The organism is Flavobacterium frigoritolerans (assembly GCF_025847275.1).
In the GTDB taxonomy this organism is placed as follows: Bacteria; Bacteroidota; Bacteroidia; order Flavobacteriales; family Flavobacteriaceae; genus Flavobacterium; species Flavobacterium frigoritolerans.
Window position 1 is genome coordinate 49,641 of the sequence record NZ_JAOZEV010000003.1, and the last position, 17,100, is coordinate 66,740.

Below are 17,100 nucleotides of genomic sequence, written 5' to 3' on the forward strand. Positions count from 1 at the left end.
TTCTTCAAATGGCTAAAGATAATAATCCAACCCCGAGTAAATTTAAAATAAGTCCTTGGTTAATTTATACCGCAATACTTTTAATATTTTTATTTATCAGTTTTGCAACCGGAGGATCAAGTTTACAAGAGCCGGCACAATTAACTTCTTCTAAATTTAATGATTTTTTAGAAAAAGGACAAATTGAAAAAGTAATTGTATACAATAAAGCTGAAGCTGAAGTGTATCTTAATGCTGCTGCACTTAAGGATCCAGCGCAAAAAAAAGTATCTAAAGATATATTTGACAGACCAAACAAAGGTCCTCACTATACTTTGGAAATTGGTAACGATCAAATTTTTCAAACTAAATTAGAAAAAGCAGTAACCGAAGGGAAACTGAAAGATTATAATTTTGTACAAAAAAATAACTGGACCGATATTTTAGTCGGCTTACTTCCAATAATTATTCTTATTGGAGTTTGGATTTTCATTATGAGAAAAATGTCAGGCGGCGCTGGTGGCGGTGGCGGACAAATTTTTAATATTGGAAAATCGAAAGCTAAACTTTTTGATGAAAAAACAGATATTAAAACTACATTTAAAGATGTAGCTGGTTTAGAAGGTGCAAAAGAAGAAATACAAGAAATTGTAGAATTCTTGAAAAACCCTGAAAAGTACACTAACTTAGGAGGTAAAATCCCTAAAGGTGCATTACTTGTAGGGCCTCCTGGAACAGGAAAAACATTATTAGCCAAAGCTGTAGCTGGCGAAGCACAAGTACCATTTTTCTCATTATCAGGTTCTGATTTTGTTGAAATGTTTGTAGGTGTTGGAGCTTCACGAGTACGTGATTTGTTTAAACAAGCTAAAGAGAAATCTCCTGCAATTATTTTTATTGATGAAATAGATGCCGTAGGTAGAGCACGTGGAAAAAGCAACATGTCAGGTGGTAATGACGAAAGAGAAAACACATTAAACCAATTACTAACCGAAATGGATGGTTTTGGAACCAACTCAAACGTAATTGTATTAGCTGCAACAAACAGAGCCGACGTTTTAGACAAAGCCTTAATGCGTGCAGGTCGTTTTGACAGACAAATCTTTGTTGACTTACCAGACATTCGTGAAAGAGCAGAAATCTTCCAAGTACACTTAGCTCCTTTGAAAAAAGTAGAAGGTTTAGATTTAGATTTCCTTGCAAAACAAACTCCAGGATTTTCAGGAGCAGATATTGCAAACGTATGTAACGAAGCTGCATTAATTGCTGCAAGAAACAACAAAACGGCTGTAGATAGACAAGATTTCCTTGATGCAGTAGATAGAATTGTAGGTGGTTTAGAAAAGAAAAATAAAATCATTACTCCTGACGAGAAAAAAGCAATTGCAATTCACGAAGCAGGACATGCAACTGTAAGCTGGATGCTAGAACATGCTGCACCACTTATTAAGGTAACCATTGTACCTCGTGGACAAAGTTTAGGAGCTGCTTGGTATCTACCAGAAGAGAGACAAATCGTTAGAACAGACCAAATGCTAGACGAAATGTGTGCTACTATGGGCGGAAGAGCTGCTGAAAAAGTAACTTTTGACAGAATTTCGACTGGTGCATTAAGCGATTTAGAAAAAGTTACACGTCAGGCTCGTGCTATGGTAACCATTTACGGATTGAATGAAAAAATCGGAAATGTTACCTATTACGATTCAACAGGACAAAGTGAATATAACTTTTCAAAACCGTATTCTGATGAGACTGCAAAAATTATTGACCAAGAGATTTCAGAACTAATTGAAGGTCAATACCAAAGAGCAATTAAAATATTAGAAGAAAACAAAGACAAGCTAAATCAGCTTGCTGAAATCTTGATTGAAAAAGAGGTAATTTTCAAAGATGACCTTGAAGCAATTTTCGGAAAACGTACATTTGATAAAAATCTGGAAGAAGTAGTTTCGTAATACTACCCAGAATAATATAATTATTTTTAAAATCTTAATTCAAAAGCCACTTTTGAATTAAGATTTTTTTATCTTTGAACGTTTTCAATTAACACGTAAAGCATTTCAACAACAATGAGTTTTTTCAAAAAATTATTTGGTTCTAGCCATGACGCGTCTGATGAAGAGAATCAAAGTGAATATAGCAATTCACTTTCTGATAATACTCTTTCTATAGATGAGCAATTCATTTTTAATTTTAAAAAAAATGGAGGTAAATTTTTATATTGCGAAAACACTCAGGAAGTAACTGAACAATTTGAAAACATCTTAGAAGAAAATGATTGGTTTGAAAGTGAAGTTTCATGTTTTGAACCAGCCTTATTTCATTTACTTGATGAAAATAAATTAATTTATCAAAGCCCAGCTAACCCTAAATTTTTATTAGCCAGCTGCGAAAACTTAATCGCAGAAGAAGGGTCCATATTATTTTCATCTAAACAAATTAAACAAAACAAACCAAACGAGTTGCCTGTTAACATTGTTATCATTGCAACTACAAGTCAAATTCTTACTGCAAAAAGTGATGGACTAAGTGCCATAAAACGTAAGTATGAAAGAGACTACCCTACCAATATTACCACTATAAAATATTTCGAAAAAGCAAAAGAAGAAGATTTTACGCAATACGGAAGTGTAGCTAAGAACTTATACCTATTGCTCTTAGAAGATCTATAATATGAATGAAACCCTCAAGAGAGCTCTTTCAGGTGCCGTTTATATAGTACTACTATTAACGTCTATCCTGTTTTCAACGGAAAGTTTCATCATACTTTTCGGTGTTTTCCTAGTAATTGCTACTTACGAATTTTGCAATCTAGCCAACATCAATAAAACATTTTCACTTTTATTTGTTTCGCTTTTTTATTCAGCTGTTGCATTAATTAGCTTTTACAAAAATGAAACTGAAAACTATATCAATAAATTTATAAAAGAAGATATTAAATTCACTATTAATATAGACCAACTAAACACTGTATTACTAGTAATTACATTGCTAATATCTGTAAAATGTATTGTCTTCTTATTTGATGATACACAAACTATAAGCAGGACATCTAAATATATCTACTTATTAGGATACATTACGTTGCCCTTTATTTTCATTACCAAAATTTCATTTGGAGTTAAAGATTATAATCCTAAAATCATTATAGGATTATTTATTCTTATATGGACAAATGATACCTTTGCCTATTTGGTCGGAAAATCTATTGGAAAACATAAATTATTTGAACGTATTTCACCCAAAAAAACTATAGAAGGATTTCTTGGTGGAGTTGTTTTTGCTTGTTTTGCAGGCTTTTTAATTTCAAAATTATATATCAAGCCAAATCCTAATTTTAGTGATAAATCTATTTTAATATGGACTATTATCGCTTTAATAGTTGGTGTTTTTGGCACAATCGGCGATTTAATTGAATCAAAGTTTAAAAGAATAGCCGGAGTTAAAGATAGCGGAACAATAATGCCTGGTCATGGAGGTGTTTTAGATCGATTAGATAGTGTTATATTTGTAGCACCAATTGTATTTTTATTTTATCAAATTTTAAATTATGTTTCATAAAGAAGGAACCCAATCCATTTTATTAGGCACTATATTCGTTAGTGTTGTACTTTTATTAACTGATCATTTTATTGATACCCATTGGATCAAAATATTTATTCAGATTAGTGCCCTATTATTTCTAATCATCATATTACAATTTTTTAGAAATCCTAAAAGAACTGTAATCAAAGACATCAATCAAATTATCGCTCCAGTTGACGGTAAAGTTGTTGTGATTGAAGAAGTTTATGAAGGAGAATATTTTAAAGACAAACGTCTTCAAATTTCAATCTTCATGTCACCAATAAATGTACACGTAACTCGCTATGCATTAGATGGAATTGTAAAGTTTAGTAAATACCATCCAGGTAAATTCTTAGTTGCTTGGCATCCAAAAGCAAGTGAAGAAAACGAAAGAACAACTGTTGTAATCGAAAATAAATCTTTCGGAGAAGTTCTATACAGACAAATTGCTGGAGCTTTGGCTCGTCGAATTGTAAATTACGCACAAGAAGGAATGCAAGTAGAACAAGGTACTGATGCTGGTTTTATTAAATTTGGATCAAGAGTAGATATTTTCTTACCTTTGGGTACTCCTATTAATGTAGTATTAAACCAAAAAGCAATTGGTGGTAAAACAATTATTGCTACAAAAGCTTAATGACAGAAAAAGATTTAGACATACGATTTTTAGAGGCTGTCGAAATTGCTTCCAAAATGACGCAAGCCTCACTGCCACAAGATGTGCAATTGAGGCTGTATGCTTTTTATAAACAAGCAACTTTTGGAACTGCAAAATATAGCCAATCTGAAAATTTTGATCTACGAAATGCTTTTAAAACAAATGCATGGATTCAAATTAGCCATTTAAGTATAGATGAAGCTAAAGAAAATTATATAGAAATCATTAATTCACTAATAACTAAATAGATATTTTATGAAAAAATATGGTATTCAATTTTCGTTTTTTATCTTAATTTCGCTTACGATTCTTTCGTGCAATGACAACAATAAGCTTACTGAAGTAGTAGAAGTTCCGTTGCCTTCGAAAGATGAAAAAATAATAATTGGCAGCCCAGATGAAGTAAAAGCAAACCCTGGAGCTTTTCTGCTTGAAAAACTTCCGTATGCTTATAATGCTTTAGCTCCAAATATAAGATCATTAACACTAGAAACACATTACTCAAAACATTATTTAACTTATACAAATAATCTAAATAAAGCCATTGCTAATACAGATTATGTTAATATGACGATTGAGCAAATCTTAGGCAAACTAGATTTAAATGATGCTAAGCTTCGTAATAATGCTGGTGGATACTACAATCATTCCCTTTATTGGAAATGTATGATTCCAAAACCAGAATCTGAGCAAGCTACTGATACATTGGCAAGTGCTATGAATAAAGAATTTGGCTCGTATGCAAATTTTAAATCATTATTTAAAAACGAAGCAAGCAAACAATTTGGCTCAGGATGGGTTTGGCTAGTTGTTGATAAAGCTGGGAAACTTCAGATAACAACAACTGAAAACCAAGATAATCCATTGATGAAAAATGCATTAATTCCTGGAACTCCAATTTTAGCTTTAGATTTATGGGAACATGCCTATTATCTAGATTATCAAAATAGAAAAAATAGCTATGTCGATGCTTTCTTCAATGTCATCAATTGGGAAAAGATAAACGAAAATTATAAAACAGCACTAACCAAAGTTGGTAGAGTCTAAAAAAAAAGTTGATACAAAAATGTATCAACTTTTTTTTTGCTTAAATTTTCTAATTTACCCATTATTTGCAAATCCTTTTTTAAGAATTTAAATTTATAGATTTCATATCTTAACCTATTCCATTTTTAAATTATAATCAATAAAAAAACCTTGCTTATGAATTCGTTCACAAAACAAGGTTTATCTAATTACAGGCTTCATCAAACAGGCTTTAAAACCTATCTGTCAATTTATTACTTCACTTCATAAATAAACGATTCAGATGGCGCTATTTTAACCTTAGCATATCCTTCACCTTTTACCACCTTCAGTTTTATTTTGTCTTTTAAATACAATTGATCCGTTAACATATACATGCCATCTTTCAAATTCCATTTTGAGATAACGTCAGCAGGAATTTTTAACTCAAATACACTCGTTTTATTAGCAGAAAAATTAACAGCAATAATTAGTTTTTGATTATCTGACCAGCGTACATAAGAATAAACATCTGTATCATATCCGGCTGTTTCTTTTCGGTTTACAGTTTGAATTTCTTGAAATCGCCCCATTAACGCTGGACTTTTTATAGAAAAATTCAATAGTCGTTTGTAAAAATCACGCAAATTCTTTTCAGATTGAGTAAGTTGTCCTCCATCAAACTTACCATTATTCATCCATCGCTGATGATTAGGCACCCCAATATAATCAAAAATAGATGTTCTGGAAGGCTTGCCAAATCCAGCATCTTCATTTCCAGCCTCTCCTACTTCTTGCCCAAAATAAACCATCGTTGGCGAAGTACTTATTGTAGTAGAAACAACCATCAACGGTTTTCCTTTCTCTGGCGTTCCTGCAAACTCAGAATTAGCCAATCGTTGTTCATCATGATTATCTAAAAAATGCAACATATTATGTTCGATATCAGACATATTACGCTGAATTCCTGAAAGTTCATCAGGAGACGATTTACCTTTAATTATGTCTTTCAGTTTATCATACGTTTCAACCTTATCATATAAATAATCCATTTTACCCAAATGAATATAGTTACGGTATTCATTTGGATTATACACCTCGGCAAGTAAAAAAGCATTTGGATTCTTAGTTTTTACAGCAGAATTCATGTAACTCCAAAATTCGTATGGAACCATTTCGGCCATATCATAACGAAAGCCGTCAACTCCTTTTGAAATCCAGTATAATGCAATTGATTTAAATTTTTTCCAAGAATCAGGAACGTCTTTATCCTTCCAAAAATCATAATGTTCCTGAAATGATTTCTTATCAAAACCAGCAGGCAATTCAGGAAAGTCTTTAGCCCCATCAGGACGAATACCATAATTTACTTTAACCGTTTCATACCAGTCATTTTGATCTGGTTTTGCCTTACTTGCACCATTACCAGTCCATTTTGCAGGATTTTCGTTAAATTTACCATCTACAAGCAAGTTTCTCTCTCCGTTTAACGGAACAACATTATCTGGAATTTGAAATGGAGTATTTGGTATATAATAAAAATTGTTATCTCGCTTATACACAACAGTTACATCGTCATTAGCACCAAAATCATTTACACCCTCAGGATTATTTTTACCTTCATACTTACGAGCAATATGGTTCGGGACGATATCAATAATAACTTTTAGACCTGCCTTATGGGTACGGGCAATCAAAGCTTCGAATTCCTGTAAGCGATTCGCAGGATTTACTGCCAAATCAGGATTTACATTATAATAATCCTTTACAGCGTATGGTGATCCTGCTCTACCTTTAATCACTTCGGGATCATCATTTGAAATTCCATATGCAGTATAATCACGAACCAAAGCATGATGAGGAACACCTGTATACCAAATATAGGTAACACCTAAATCTTTAATTTCATGTAGTGCTTTATCAGTAAAATCATTAAACTTACCTACTCCATTCTCTTCGATAGTTCCCCAAGGTTTGTTAGTCGTATTTTTATTTCCAAACAAACGGGTGAAAACTTGATATACAACAACTTTATTTTCAGAAACTACCTCTTTTTTGTCTGTATTTAGTTTTATATCCTTTGTTTTACATGCAGTAACCAAAACCATTGCGGTAATCCCTGCCACAAGAACTCGTGCTTTTATCATATTTTTTATAATCTGATTTTATTAATTTTTAATGCTAAAATGCATTATTGATTTTTTAAATTTAATCTATTTTTTAAGACCTAAAATCCGAGATTAAAATTTAACTAAAAAAATGCTTCTACTTTAAACACTACAACGTGTTAGTATGATTATTTGTTGATAACTTAAAAATAGCAACATCTCGAATTTAAGTGTACTTTTGAATTATAAATAAATCCTAATATCTATTAAGGTTGTTTCCTTTTTCATAAATTTGACAAAAATTTAATCAATTGAAGAAATCTCTCTTTTTCATATATAGTTGCTTGCTGATTTTAAGTGTAAATTTAGGAATAGCACAAGCTCCAAAAATTATCAACATCGAACATTCTGATTTTGTAGATAGGAATGAGATCGAAATGCCAGGCGCCATTTTACTTACTGGAAATGTAAAGGTAAACCACGATGGTGTAGTTTTAACATGTAATAAAGCCTATTTGTTTCAGGGAGAAAATTACTTAAAAGCATTTGGAAATGTACAAATAGTACAAGGAGATACTTTATTTCTAAATAGTAAATATGCTGAGTATAGCGGTAATTCAAAAAAAGCATTTGCAACAGGAAATCCTGTTATGAGTTCTCCAGACGCAACATTACAAACAGATACTATTAACTTCGACAGAAACGTTCAGGAAGTATACTATAATTCTAAAGGAACAATCGTAAACAAAGAAAATACTTTAGAAAGTAAATCTGGAAGATATTATGTAGCCGAAAAAAAGTTTAAATTCTTAACGGCTGTTACAGTTACCAACCCAAAATGTGTTATCAAATCAAACCATTTAGATTATTATAGTAATTCTGGGCATTCTTATTTATTTGGACCATCAACAATAACCAGTAAAACCGATTATATCTATACAGAAAAAGGTTTTTATGATACTAAAAGAAATCTAGCACATTTTCTCCGAAAATCCTATATACGTTATGATGATCGGTTAATAGAAGGAGATAGTTTGTATTATGACCGAAATAAAGATTTTGCTTCGGCAACACGAAATGTAAAGATTACTGACTCAATAAATCGAGGAATCGTAAAAGGGCATTACGCCGAAATCTACAAACAAAAAGACTCTATGTTTGTAACTAAGAGAGCTGTTGCAATAAACTTCGTCGAGAACGATTCGGTTTACATACACGGAAAAAGACTAATGGTTACAGGAAAAGAAGGTGATCGAATTATACGCGCTTTTAATAATGTTCGGTTTTTTAAAACAGATATGAGTGGAAAATGTGATTCGATACATTCAAGCAGCAGAACAGCTTTAACTAAACTAATAGGAAACCCAATTCTTTGGAATGGAGAAAGCCAGATTACTGGAGATATTATGCATCTTATTGGTGATAATAACACCAAGAAACTCGACTCACTCAAAGTACTCAATAATACCTTTATTATTTCTAAGGATACCTTGGGAACCGGCTATAATCAAGTCAAGGGATTAAATTTATACGGAAAATTTAAAGAAGGAAAACTACATGATGTAGATGTTATAAAAAATACCGAAGTAGTTTATTACATGCGTAATGATGCCAATGAACTCATTGGAATCAATAAAAATGTAAGCAGTAAAATCAATCTTATTTTAGAAAACAACGGTATTGAAACCATTACATTCTTTAATCAGGTCGATGGAGATATATTTCCTGAAACCGAATTACCCGAAAATGCACGAAAACTGCGAGGAATGAATTGGCGAGGTGAAGAAAAGATAAAGTCCAAAGACGATATCTTTACAAAAGAAGAAAACGAAGAGAACGATAAATTAGTTCAAGAAGGGAAAGATGATAATGCCAAAGAAAATGTTCCGATGAAAATAAGGAAAGAAACCCTCGATTACGATAAAAAGAAACCAGCAACAAAGCCTGTTAAAACATCCAAAGCTAAAAAATAGTATATACTCTCTATTTTTAGTTTGCAGTCGCAGTGACAGTTTTCAATCTCAGTTTTTAGTAACAGTAACCGCAACAGTTGGCAACTTTAAACCTTAAACTAGAAAACCTCTAACCCTTTGCCTCTTAGCACCTCAGTAACTTAGAACCTTAAAAAAAATGAATCCAGATTTTATAAAATACCAAGCACAAACTTCACCTTATCCTTTAGGGATGGAAGTTTCGCATGCCATAGGATCCTACATATACGACACCAATAATAAAAAATATTTAGACTTCGTAGCAGGTGTTTCTGCCTGTACATTAGGTCACCAGCACCCAAGAGTAAACCAAGCTATAAAAGATCAGCTAGACAAATATTCACACGTAATGGTTTACGGAGAATATTCGCAAAGTCCAGCAGTAGAGTATTGTAAGCTTATGGCTTCCCTCCTGCCCGAATCCCTAAATAAAACTTATTTAGTAAATTCAGGAACCGAGGCTATTGAAGGTGCTTTAAAACTAGCACGAAGAACAACAGGTCGCAGTCAGTTAATATCATGTCATAACGCCTACCATGGTAACACAATGGGATCAATGAGTGTTATGGGATTCGAAGAGCGCAAACAAGCCTTTAGACCTTTAATTCCCGATGTAGATTTTATAACTTTCAATAACGAAGACGATTTACAAAAAATAACTACTAAAACAGCCGGAATTATTTTAGAAACAATTCAGGGAGGAGCAGGATTTATAGAACCTCATGACAACTTTTTGCAAAAAGTACGTGAACGCTGTGACGAAGTTGGAGCCATGATGATTGTTGATGAAATTCAGCCAGGATTTGGAAGAACTGGAAAATTATTTGGATTCCAGAATTACGACGTCGTTCCCGATATCGTCGTTATGGGAAAAGGAATGGGAGGCGGAATGCCTGTAGGTGCATTTACTGCATCGGCAGAAAAAATGGACTTACTTACCGAAAACCCTAAACTTGGACACATCACCACTTTTGGAGGTCACCCTGTCATTGCGTCAGCTTGCCTGGCGACTTTGAAAGAAATTACTGAAACAAACCTAATGCCCGAAACATTAGAAAAAGAAAAGCTCATCAGAACACTTTTGGTACATCCTTTGATTAAGGAAGTTAGAGGAAGAGGATTAATGCTTGCCGCCATGACAGAGAGTGCTGAGATAACAAACGAAGTTATTTTAACCTGTCAGGACAGAGGGCTCATTTTATTCTGGTTGCTGTTTGAAGGATGTGCCATACGTATTACGCCTCCGTTAACAATTTCTGATGAAGAAATAAGAGAAGGTTGTGCCATCATCCTAAATGTAATGGATGAAATTTTAAACAAAAAGAATAATTAGGAGCTACCGAGACCAGCTAACTGCTTTACCTTTTGTTTTTATAAAGAAAAAAACAAAAAAGAATACCGCTTTAAACGAAGTTCACTGAACTCCGATAAAAGTAAAAGTGTAGTGAAGTAATCTGGACTAAAGCATATCGTTGACAACAAAATATTTAGGAATTCAAATACATTCAGTTTATAAAAAACTCCCCTGAAAACTGATCGCAGATACTGCTAATATTGTTAATTAAATTGTTCACAACAATTCCTCCTTTCCCCACATAACAAAAACATGTTGCCTAATTTTATAAAAGGCTAATATCAAAAAAATAAAGTATGCAATTAAGCAACGAAGAAGAAGATTATAACCTATCCCTATCCAAATTTGAGTCGATGTTAAAAACTAACAAAGTACTCTTTTTTGATTCAGAAGAATTTGAAGAGATTATCCTTCATTATCTGGACATAGGTAAGGCTAATTTAGCAAAGAAAGCCTTAAAACTTGCATTAGACCAACATCCAAAATCTACAGGCTTAAAATTAGTACAAGTAGAGATGCTAGTGTATGACGACAAACTCGAAATAGCAGAAAAGCTTTTAAACGAGTTATACGCAATCGAACCCAACAACGAAGAAATTTATATCCAAAAGGCAAATATCTATTCTAAGAGAGACCAACACGAAAAAGCGGTCGAACTGCTTAAAATCGCCTTGGAATATACTGATGATTTTGCCGATGTGTATAATTTAATCGGTATGGAATATCTTTTCATGGATAATCTTGAAATGGCAAAAGATAGCTTTATCAAATGTCTTGAAGAAGATTTAGAAGACCAATCGGCCTTATACAACGTAGTATATTGTTTTGAGTTTTTAGACCAAAATCAAGAAGCTATTGCCTATTTAAACAAATACATAAACAAAAACCCATATAGTGAAATCGCTTGGCACCAGTTAGGACGCTTGCATTATGGTATAAAAGAATATGAAAGTGCAATTCGCGCTTTTGATTATGCAACTCTAATCGACGATGAGTTCCTAGGGGCTTTTATGGAAAGAGCCAAAGCATTTGAACGTTTAAAAAAATATGCCGAAGCAATAGAAAGCTACAACCGTACCATCGAACTTGATGATGCAACTTCGTATGCACTATTAAGAATTGGAAAATGTTACGAAAAGCTTGGTAACAAAGCCCTAGCATTAAAATATTATAATAAAACAGTTCATGAAGATCCACTTTTAGACAAAGGATGGATTGCCATAACTGATTTTTATGTACGTCAGAAAAACTACCAAAAAGCATTGTTTTTTGTCAATAAAGCATTAGCAATAGACAATCAAAATCGTTTGTACTGGAAACGTTATGCAACGATAAACAAACAAATGAACTTTTTTGAAGAAGCAGAGTTTGGCTACCGAAAAGCAGTCGAATTTGGCGATTATGCACTTGACACTTGGTTGTTTTGGGTAGATATTCTTCAGTTCTTGGGCGAATTCGAAAGCGCAATTCAAACATTATTGCAAGCAACAGAGTATTTTCCAGAAGAAAACGAAATCGAATATCGTTTGGCCGGACTATATTTTATGATACAAGAAAATACTAAGGCTAAATTCCATTTAAGTAATGGATTGCGATTAAACTTTGAAAATTATATTTTAATCGAAGACTTATTTCCTGTGGTTTGGACAAAAAAGATGGTACAAAACTATATTACAAAACATAAAAAACAATAATGATTCATATTTTAAAAAGGCGTTTCGGCTTGTTAGGAAAAAATATTAGTTACTCTTTTTCAAAAGGTTATTTTACCGAAAAATTCAACGACGAACATTTTAAAGGATGTAGTTATGAAAATTTTGATATTCCAGAGATTAACCATTTTACAGCATTGATAAAAAACAATCCTGATTTAAAAGGATTAAACGTAACGATACCTTACAAAGAACAAATACTGCCTTTTTTAGATAAACTATCAAAAAAAGCTACATTAATCGGTGCTGTAAACACTATTAAGTTTACCAAAAAAGGAAAGCTAAAAGGGTACAACACCGATTATTATGGCTTTAAAAAATCATTGAAACCTTTATTAAAATCACACCATAAAAAAGCTTTGATTTTAGGTACAGGTGGTGCTTCTAAAGGAGTAGCTTATGCATTAGACGAATTAGGTATTTTATACACATTTGTTTCTCGCGAAGCCAAAGAAAATATTATTGATTATAATTTAATCAATGCTACGACTTTTGATAATTACCAAATTATAATCAATAGTACACCCGTTGGAACAAGCCCAAATATAGAAGCTTATCCTGCAATTCCATATGAGTTTTTTACTAAAAAACACATCGCTTACGATTTAATCTATAATCCCGAAGAAACTACCTTTCTTAAAAAAGCAAAAGAAAATGGAGCTGTTATAAAAAACGGATATGATATGCTTATTTTTCAGGCCGAAAAAGCTTGGAAAATCTGGAATAAATAAAATATTTCTAAAAACAATATCTCAAAGACTACAATTACAAAATTGTGGTCTTTTTTGTTTTACGACTATTTCACGAATAATAGAATGCGGATTTGAACGCGGATTAAACAGATTCACTTAGGCGAAGACGCGGATAAAAACGGATTTCAAGAATAACAAATAGAATCCGTTTTTATCTGCGTTTTTACTTTTCTAAATCCGCGTCATCCGCGTTTCTTTTTTTCTAGACTATAGCGAAACATAACAACACAACCATTAATTTCCGTTTTTTAATACTAACATAACACCATAAAATAATCACTTAACCTTAATATTCTAGCTTTGTTTCAGTTAAACAGATAAAAAAGTATGAATATATTTTTAAAAGTACTCGTTGTTATAGCAATACTATATCTTCTTATAATTATTTATCTTTCTATAAAATACCCTATAATAAGCTGGGATTGGTCCAAGAGAAATACCAATGATTTAAATTTCCCAAGAGATTTTCATTGGGGAACCGCTACAGCAGCACATCAAGTTGAAGGCGGTCACACAAATAGTAACTGGTCTTGGTGGGAAAACCAAAAAAATGAAAAGGGTAAACCACGAATTGATAATGGAGATAAAGCAGGACTTGCAACAGATCATTGGAATTTATATCCACGAGATATTGAACTTATGCAAGAACTAGGCGTAAATGCCTATCGTTTCTCTTTATCATGGAGCAAAATAAACCCCGAAGAAGGCAAATTTAATCAAGATGCAATTCAGCATTACTCAGATGTAATTGATCGCTTATTAGCAAAGCAAATCACTCCAAACATAACATTACATCATTTTGAAGAACCGCTATGGTTTATGAACAAAAATGGATTTGAAAAAGAAGAAAACATTGCCTACTTTCAGTTATTCGTAAAAACAGTATTCGAAAAATATAGCGATCGAGTTACTTATTGGACAACTTTTAATGAAATTAATGTTTATACAAATCTGGCTTTTATGTCAGACATTTTTCCACCAGGCAAAAAGAACTCTAAAATTGCAGGCAGGGTATTAAAAAACATTTTAATAGCTCATACACAAGCCTATAAAATGATGAAAAGTTTATCAAATGGTAAGAAATCACAAATAGGGATTGTAAAAGACATTTTTTTCTTTGAACCTAAAAACAGATGGAACTTGCTCGATTGGTTGGGAGCTTTGGTTGCTAATGATAATTTTAATAATTCATCATTAAACTTCTTCGAAACTGGGAAATATCATTTCGGAGTTCCATTTCAAGCCAATGAAAATTATTTCGATAAAGACGCTCCCAACACCATAGACTTTATGGGACTTAATTATTACTCGCATTATGCTACAACCTTCAAATTCATAGAACATGAAAAAATGTTTTCACCAGTAGCCGGTGAAGAGATGACTGATATGGATTATACAGTTTATCCCGAAGGAATCTATAGAGCAATTAAACGAATGTCACGAATCAGTAAGCCAATCATCATTACCGAAACAGGTATTGCCGATGCCAAAGACAACAAAAGAGGCTTGTTTATAGAAAGAGAAATATTTGCCATATCAGAAGCTATAAAAGATGGATATGATGTACGAGGATATTATTATTGGTCCTTAATCGACAATTTTGAATGGAGTTTAGGATATGATAAAAAATTTGGATTATATGCTGTAAATCTTGAAACGCAGGAAAGAAAGTTAAAAGACGGAGGTAAACATTATCAGGCAATTGTAAAACGATTTTTAAATACAAAAACAATGATAAAAGCTACTTTAGACAAAAAAGTGGGAATATATTAAATATTCAATAGTATTCACAATCGCTTTTACAACCTCATAAACAACCAATTAACAAGAATATTAAACTTAAACACACTATAAATAAAGGATTTATTTTGTAGTTCGGAACACCTTTAGTATCTTTCGCTCTAGATTTAAAGTAAAAACCTTATACATTGACAAAATGTTAGAAGAAAAGAATGATAACCTGCAAGAGGCAGATGGAAAATTAGAAATTGAATCTGCAAATTCAACTGAAAACAATGAAACTATTTCAGTTGAAATTAATGAAAGTGAAGCGGAAACCATTGTATCTGAATCTGAGAACAGCATAGCTCCTTCTGAGGAAAAGTTATCAGATAAAGAAACTGTTGCCGAAACTCAAAATCAGACAGCACTAGATGCAATAACCAATTCTAATGCCGAAGAAAGTGAAGATGAAACGCTAAAAGAGCGCCATGACCTTCCGATGCATGATTATAATACTTTTTCGCTGGACGAACTAGTAGCAGAACTAAAAAAATTAGTTTCGTCAGATAAAGTTATGTCTGTAAAAGAGCATATCGAAGAAATTAAAAAATCGTTTTTGCTACAGTACAATCATCTTATCGAAGAAAAAAGAGAAGAATTTAATGCTGAAAATCAAGATCCAAACGAAGAATTTCAATATCATTCTCCATTAAAAACAAAATTTGATGAATATTACAACATATTCAGAGACCATAGGAATGCACACTTTAAAAGCCTACAAACCAATCTGAAATCGAATTTAGAAAACAGATTAGCTATTGTTGAGGAATTAAAAGAGCTTATTAATCCGCAAGAAAACATAAAAGACACTCTTAAACATTTTAATGAACTAAGAGAAAGATGGAAAAATGCAGGTTCAATTCCAAAAGACAAATACAATCACGTATGGAATAACTACCATTTTCATGTAGAAAATTTTTATGATTATTTACATTTAGATCGCGAAGCCAGAGATTTGGATTTTAAACACAATCTAGAACAAAAACAAAAAATTGTTGCTCGCGTAGAAGAATTAGTAAATGAAGCAGATGTAAGTAAAGCATTTAGAGAACTACAAGATTTACATAAAATCTGGAAAGAAGATATTGGTCCGGTTTCTAAAGAACACCGTGATGAAATATGGAATAAGTTTAGTGAATTAACTAAAAAAATTCATGACAAACGCGAGGTTTTATTCGAAAACATTAGAGGTTCAGAACTTGAAAACCTTGAAGTTAAGAAAAATATCATTTCGCAAATTGAAGTTCTTGCTACCGAAAAAGTAAATGCACATTCTTTATGGTTGCAACAAATAGAAAAGGTAGAAGCTTTACGTTCTGCGTTTTTTGCAGCCGGAAAAGTTCCATCAGATGTAAACGAAGCTACTTGGAGCGCATTTAAAACTGCCGTTAGAAATTTTAATACTTTTAAAAATTCATTTTATAAAGACATTAAAAAAGATCAAAACGACAACTTAAATAAAAAAATGGCTCTGGTTGCCAAAGCCAAAGAATTACAAGAAAGTACCGATTACGAATCGACTACTCCTGTAATGAAAAAGATTCAGGAAGAGTGGAAACAAATTGGTCATGTTCCTAGAAAATACTCTGATAAAATTTGGAAAGAATTTAAAGATGCTTGTAATAGTTATTTTGATAAATTAAAAGAGCACAAAAACGAAGAAAATGGAGATGAAGTAGCTGCATTTGACAACAAAAAAGCTTACTTAGAAACTATTAGAGAATTCCAACTTACTGGTGATCATAAAACCGATCTTGATGCTATAAAATTACACATCGAGACATGGAAAAACTTCGGAAAAGTGCCTTTTCCTAGACGTCATATCGAAGGTAAATTTAATAAGATACTAGATGCACTTTTTGAAAAATTAAGCTTAAGCAAAAAAGAAACAGAAATGATTCGATTTGCTAATAGAATTGATAATTTATCTGAAAGTAATGATACTAGAAAATTAGACAACGAGAAAATTTTCTTGATACGTAAAATTGAAGAAGTTCAAAATGAAATTTTCCAATTAGAAAATAACATTCAGTTCTTTACCAATACTAAAAATGCCAAGAAAGAAAACTCAATAGTTCTGGAAGTTCGTAAAAACATTGCGCTTCACAAAGAAAGTCTTGACGTTTGGAAAGAAAAACTACACCAATTAAGAAATTTAGATAACAATAACTAAATCTATTAAAGGTTTATAA

Annotated in this window: 13 protein-coding genes; 12 read left to right on the top strand and 1 reads right to left on the bottom strand. The window is 32.3% G+C overall.

Annotated elements, in window-relative coordinates; all coding sequences use genetic code 11:
* Positions 1-8: 8 nt before the first annotated feature.
* The 6 genes from ftsH to OIU80_RS04920 all read left to right on the top strand — a co-directional run bounded on the left by ftsH (position 9) and on the right by OIU80_RS04920 (position 5,251).
* On the top strand, positions 9-1,934 hold the full coding sequence (ftsH, locus tag OIU80_RS04895) for an ATP-dependent zinc metalloprotease FtsH (RefSeq protein ID WP_264285936.1): 1,926 nt from the start codon (positions 9-11) through the stop codon (positions 1,932-1,934).
* Between the two features lie 114 nt (positions 1,935-2,048).
* Complete coding sequence (locus OIU80_RS04900) at positions 2,049-2,651, top strand: lactate utilization protein (RefSeq protein ID WP_264285937.1); 603 nt, start codon at positions 2,049-2,051, stop codon at positions 2,649-2,651.
* Position 2,652: 1 nt separating this feature from the next.
* The gene (locus tag OIU80_RS04905; protein WP_264285938.1) at positions 2,653-3,540 is read left to right on the top strand and encodes a phosphatidate cytidylyltransferase; all 888 of its coding nucleotides are present in this window, start codon (positions 2,653-2,655) and stop codon (positions 3,538-3,540) included.
* Positions 3,530-4,183: a phosphatidylserine decarboxylase family protein gene (locus tag OIU80_RS04910; protein ID WP_264285939.1), complete on the top strand. Its 654-nt coding sequence runs from the start codon at positions 3,530-3,532 to the stop codon at positions 4,181-4,183. The genes OIU80_RS04905 and OIU80_RS04910 overlap by 11 nt, the downstream gene beginning before the upstream one ends.
* Entirely contained in the window at positions 4,183-4,452 is a 270-nt protein-coding gene (locus tag OIU80_RS04915; protein ID WP_264285940.1) for an acyl-CoA-binding protein, read from the top strand. The genes OIU80_RS04910 and OIU80_RS04915 overlap by 1 nt, the downstream gene beginning before the upstream one ends.
* Before the next feature lie 7 nt (positions 4,453-4,459).
* Positions 4,460-5,251 (top strand): superoxide dismutase, encoded by a 792-nt coding sequence (locus OIU80_RS04920; protein ID WP_264285941.1) that lies wholly within the window; start codon positions 4,460-4,462, stop codon positions 5,249-5,251.
* A gap of 233 nt (positions 5,252-5,484) precedes the next feature.
* On the opposite strand, the gene OIU80_RS04925 is transcribed toward OIU80_RS04920, so the two are convergent.
* Entirely contained in the window at positions 5,485-7,356 is a 1,872-nt protein-coding gene (locus OIU80_RS04925; RefSeq protein WP_264285942.1) for an alpha-amylase family glycosyl hydrolase, read from the bottom strand.
* Between the two features lie 272 nt (positions 7,357-7,628).
* Between OIU80_RS04925 and OIU80_RS04930 the strand changes: the two genes are divergently transcribed.
* The 6 genes from OIU80_RS04930 (at position 7,629) to OIU80_RS04955 (ending at position 17,081) form a co-directional block, all read left to right on the top strand.
* Positions 7,629-9,290, top strand: a complete 1,662-nt coding sequence (locus OIU80_RS04930) for an OstA-like protein (RefSeq protein WP_404827354.1) — start codon at positions 7,629-7,631, stop codon at positions 9,288-9,290.
* 157 nt (positions 9,291-9,447) lie between these two features.
* Entirely contained in the window at positions 9,448-10,641 is a 1,194-nt protein-coding gene (locus OIU80_RS04935; protein WP_264285943.1) for an aspartate aminotransferase family protein, read from the top strand.
* Between the two features lie 317 nt (positions 10,642-10,958).
* Positions 10,959-12,356 (top strand): tetratricopeptide repeat protein, encoded by a 1,398-nt coding sequence (locus OIU80_RS04940; RefSeq protein WP_264285944.1) that lies wholly within the window; start codon positions 10,959-10,961, stop codon positions 12,354-12,356.
* On the top strand, positions 12,356-13,105 hold the full coding sequence (locus tag OIU80_RS04945) for a shikimate dehydrogenase family protein (RefSeq protein ID WP_264285945.1): 750 nt from the start codon (positions 12,356-12,358) through the stop codon (positions 13,103-13,105). The genes OIU80_RS04940 and OIU80_RS04945 overlap by 1 nt, the downstream gene beginning before the upstream one ends.
* A gap of 348 nt (positions 13,106-13,453) precedes the next feature.
* Positions 13,454-14,899: a glycoside hydrolase family 1 protein gene (locus OIU80_RS04950; protein ID WP_264285946.1), complete on the top strand. Its 1,446-nt coding sequence runs from the start codon at positions 13,454-13,456 to the stop codon at positions 14,897-14,899.
* Between the two features lie 163 nt (positions 14,900-15,062).
* Complete coding sequence (locus tag OIU80_RS04955; RefSeq protein WP_264285947.1) at positions 15,063-17,081, top strand: DUF349 domain-containing protein; 2,019 nt, start codon at positions 15,063-15,065, stop codon at positions 17,079-17,081.
* Positions 17,082-17,100: the final 19 nt, after the last annotated feature.

Coding starts and splice junctions, on each gene's coding strand:
- OIU80_RS04920 (WP_264285941.1), top strand. CDS start 4,460: ATGAAAAAATATGGTATTCAATTTTCGTTTTTTATCTTAATTTCGCTT.
- ftsH (WP_264285936.1), top strand. CDS start 9: ATGGCTAAAGATAATAATCCAACCCCGAGTAAATTTAAAATAAGTCCT.
- OIU80_RS04945 (WP_264285945.1), top strand. CDS start 12,356: ATGATTCATATTTTAAAAAGGCGTTTCGGCTTGTTAGGAAAAAATATT.
- OIU80_RS04915 (WP_264285940.1), top strand. CDS start 4,183: ATGACAGAAAAAGATTTAGACATACGATTTTTAGAGGCTGTCGAAATT.
- OIU80_RS04955 (WP_264285947.1), top strand. CDS start 15,063: ATGTTAGAAGAAAAGAATGATAACCTGCAAGAGGCAGATGGAAAATTA.
- OIU80_RS04900 (WP_264285937.1), top strand. CDS start 2,049: ATGAGTTTTTTCAAAAAATTATTTGGTTCTAGCCATGACGCGTCTGAT.
- OIU80_RS04925 (WP_264285942.1), bottom strand. CDS start 7,356: ATGATAAAAGCACGAGTTCTTGTGGCAGGGATTACCGCAATGGTTTTG.
- OIU80_RS04935 (WP_264285943.1), top strand. CDS start 9,448: ATGAATCCAGATTTTATAAAATACCAAGCACAAACTTCACCTTATCCT.
- OIU80_RS04905 (WP_264285938.1), top strand. CDS start 2,653: ATGAATGAAACCCTCAAGAGAGCTCTTTCAGGTGCCGTTTATATAGTA.
- OIU80_RS04950 (WP_264285946.1), top strand. CDS start 13,454: ATGAATATATTTTTAAAAGTACTCGTTGTTATAGCAATACTATATCTT.
- OIU80_RS04910 (WP_264285939.1), top strand. CDS start 3,530: ATGTTTCATAAAGAAGGAACCCAATCCATTTTATTAGGCACTATATTC.
- OIU80_RS04940 (WP_264285944.1), top strand. CDS start 10,959: ATGCAATTAAGCAACGAAGAAGAAGATTATAACCTATCCCTATCCAAA.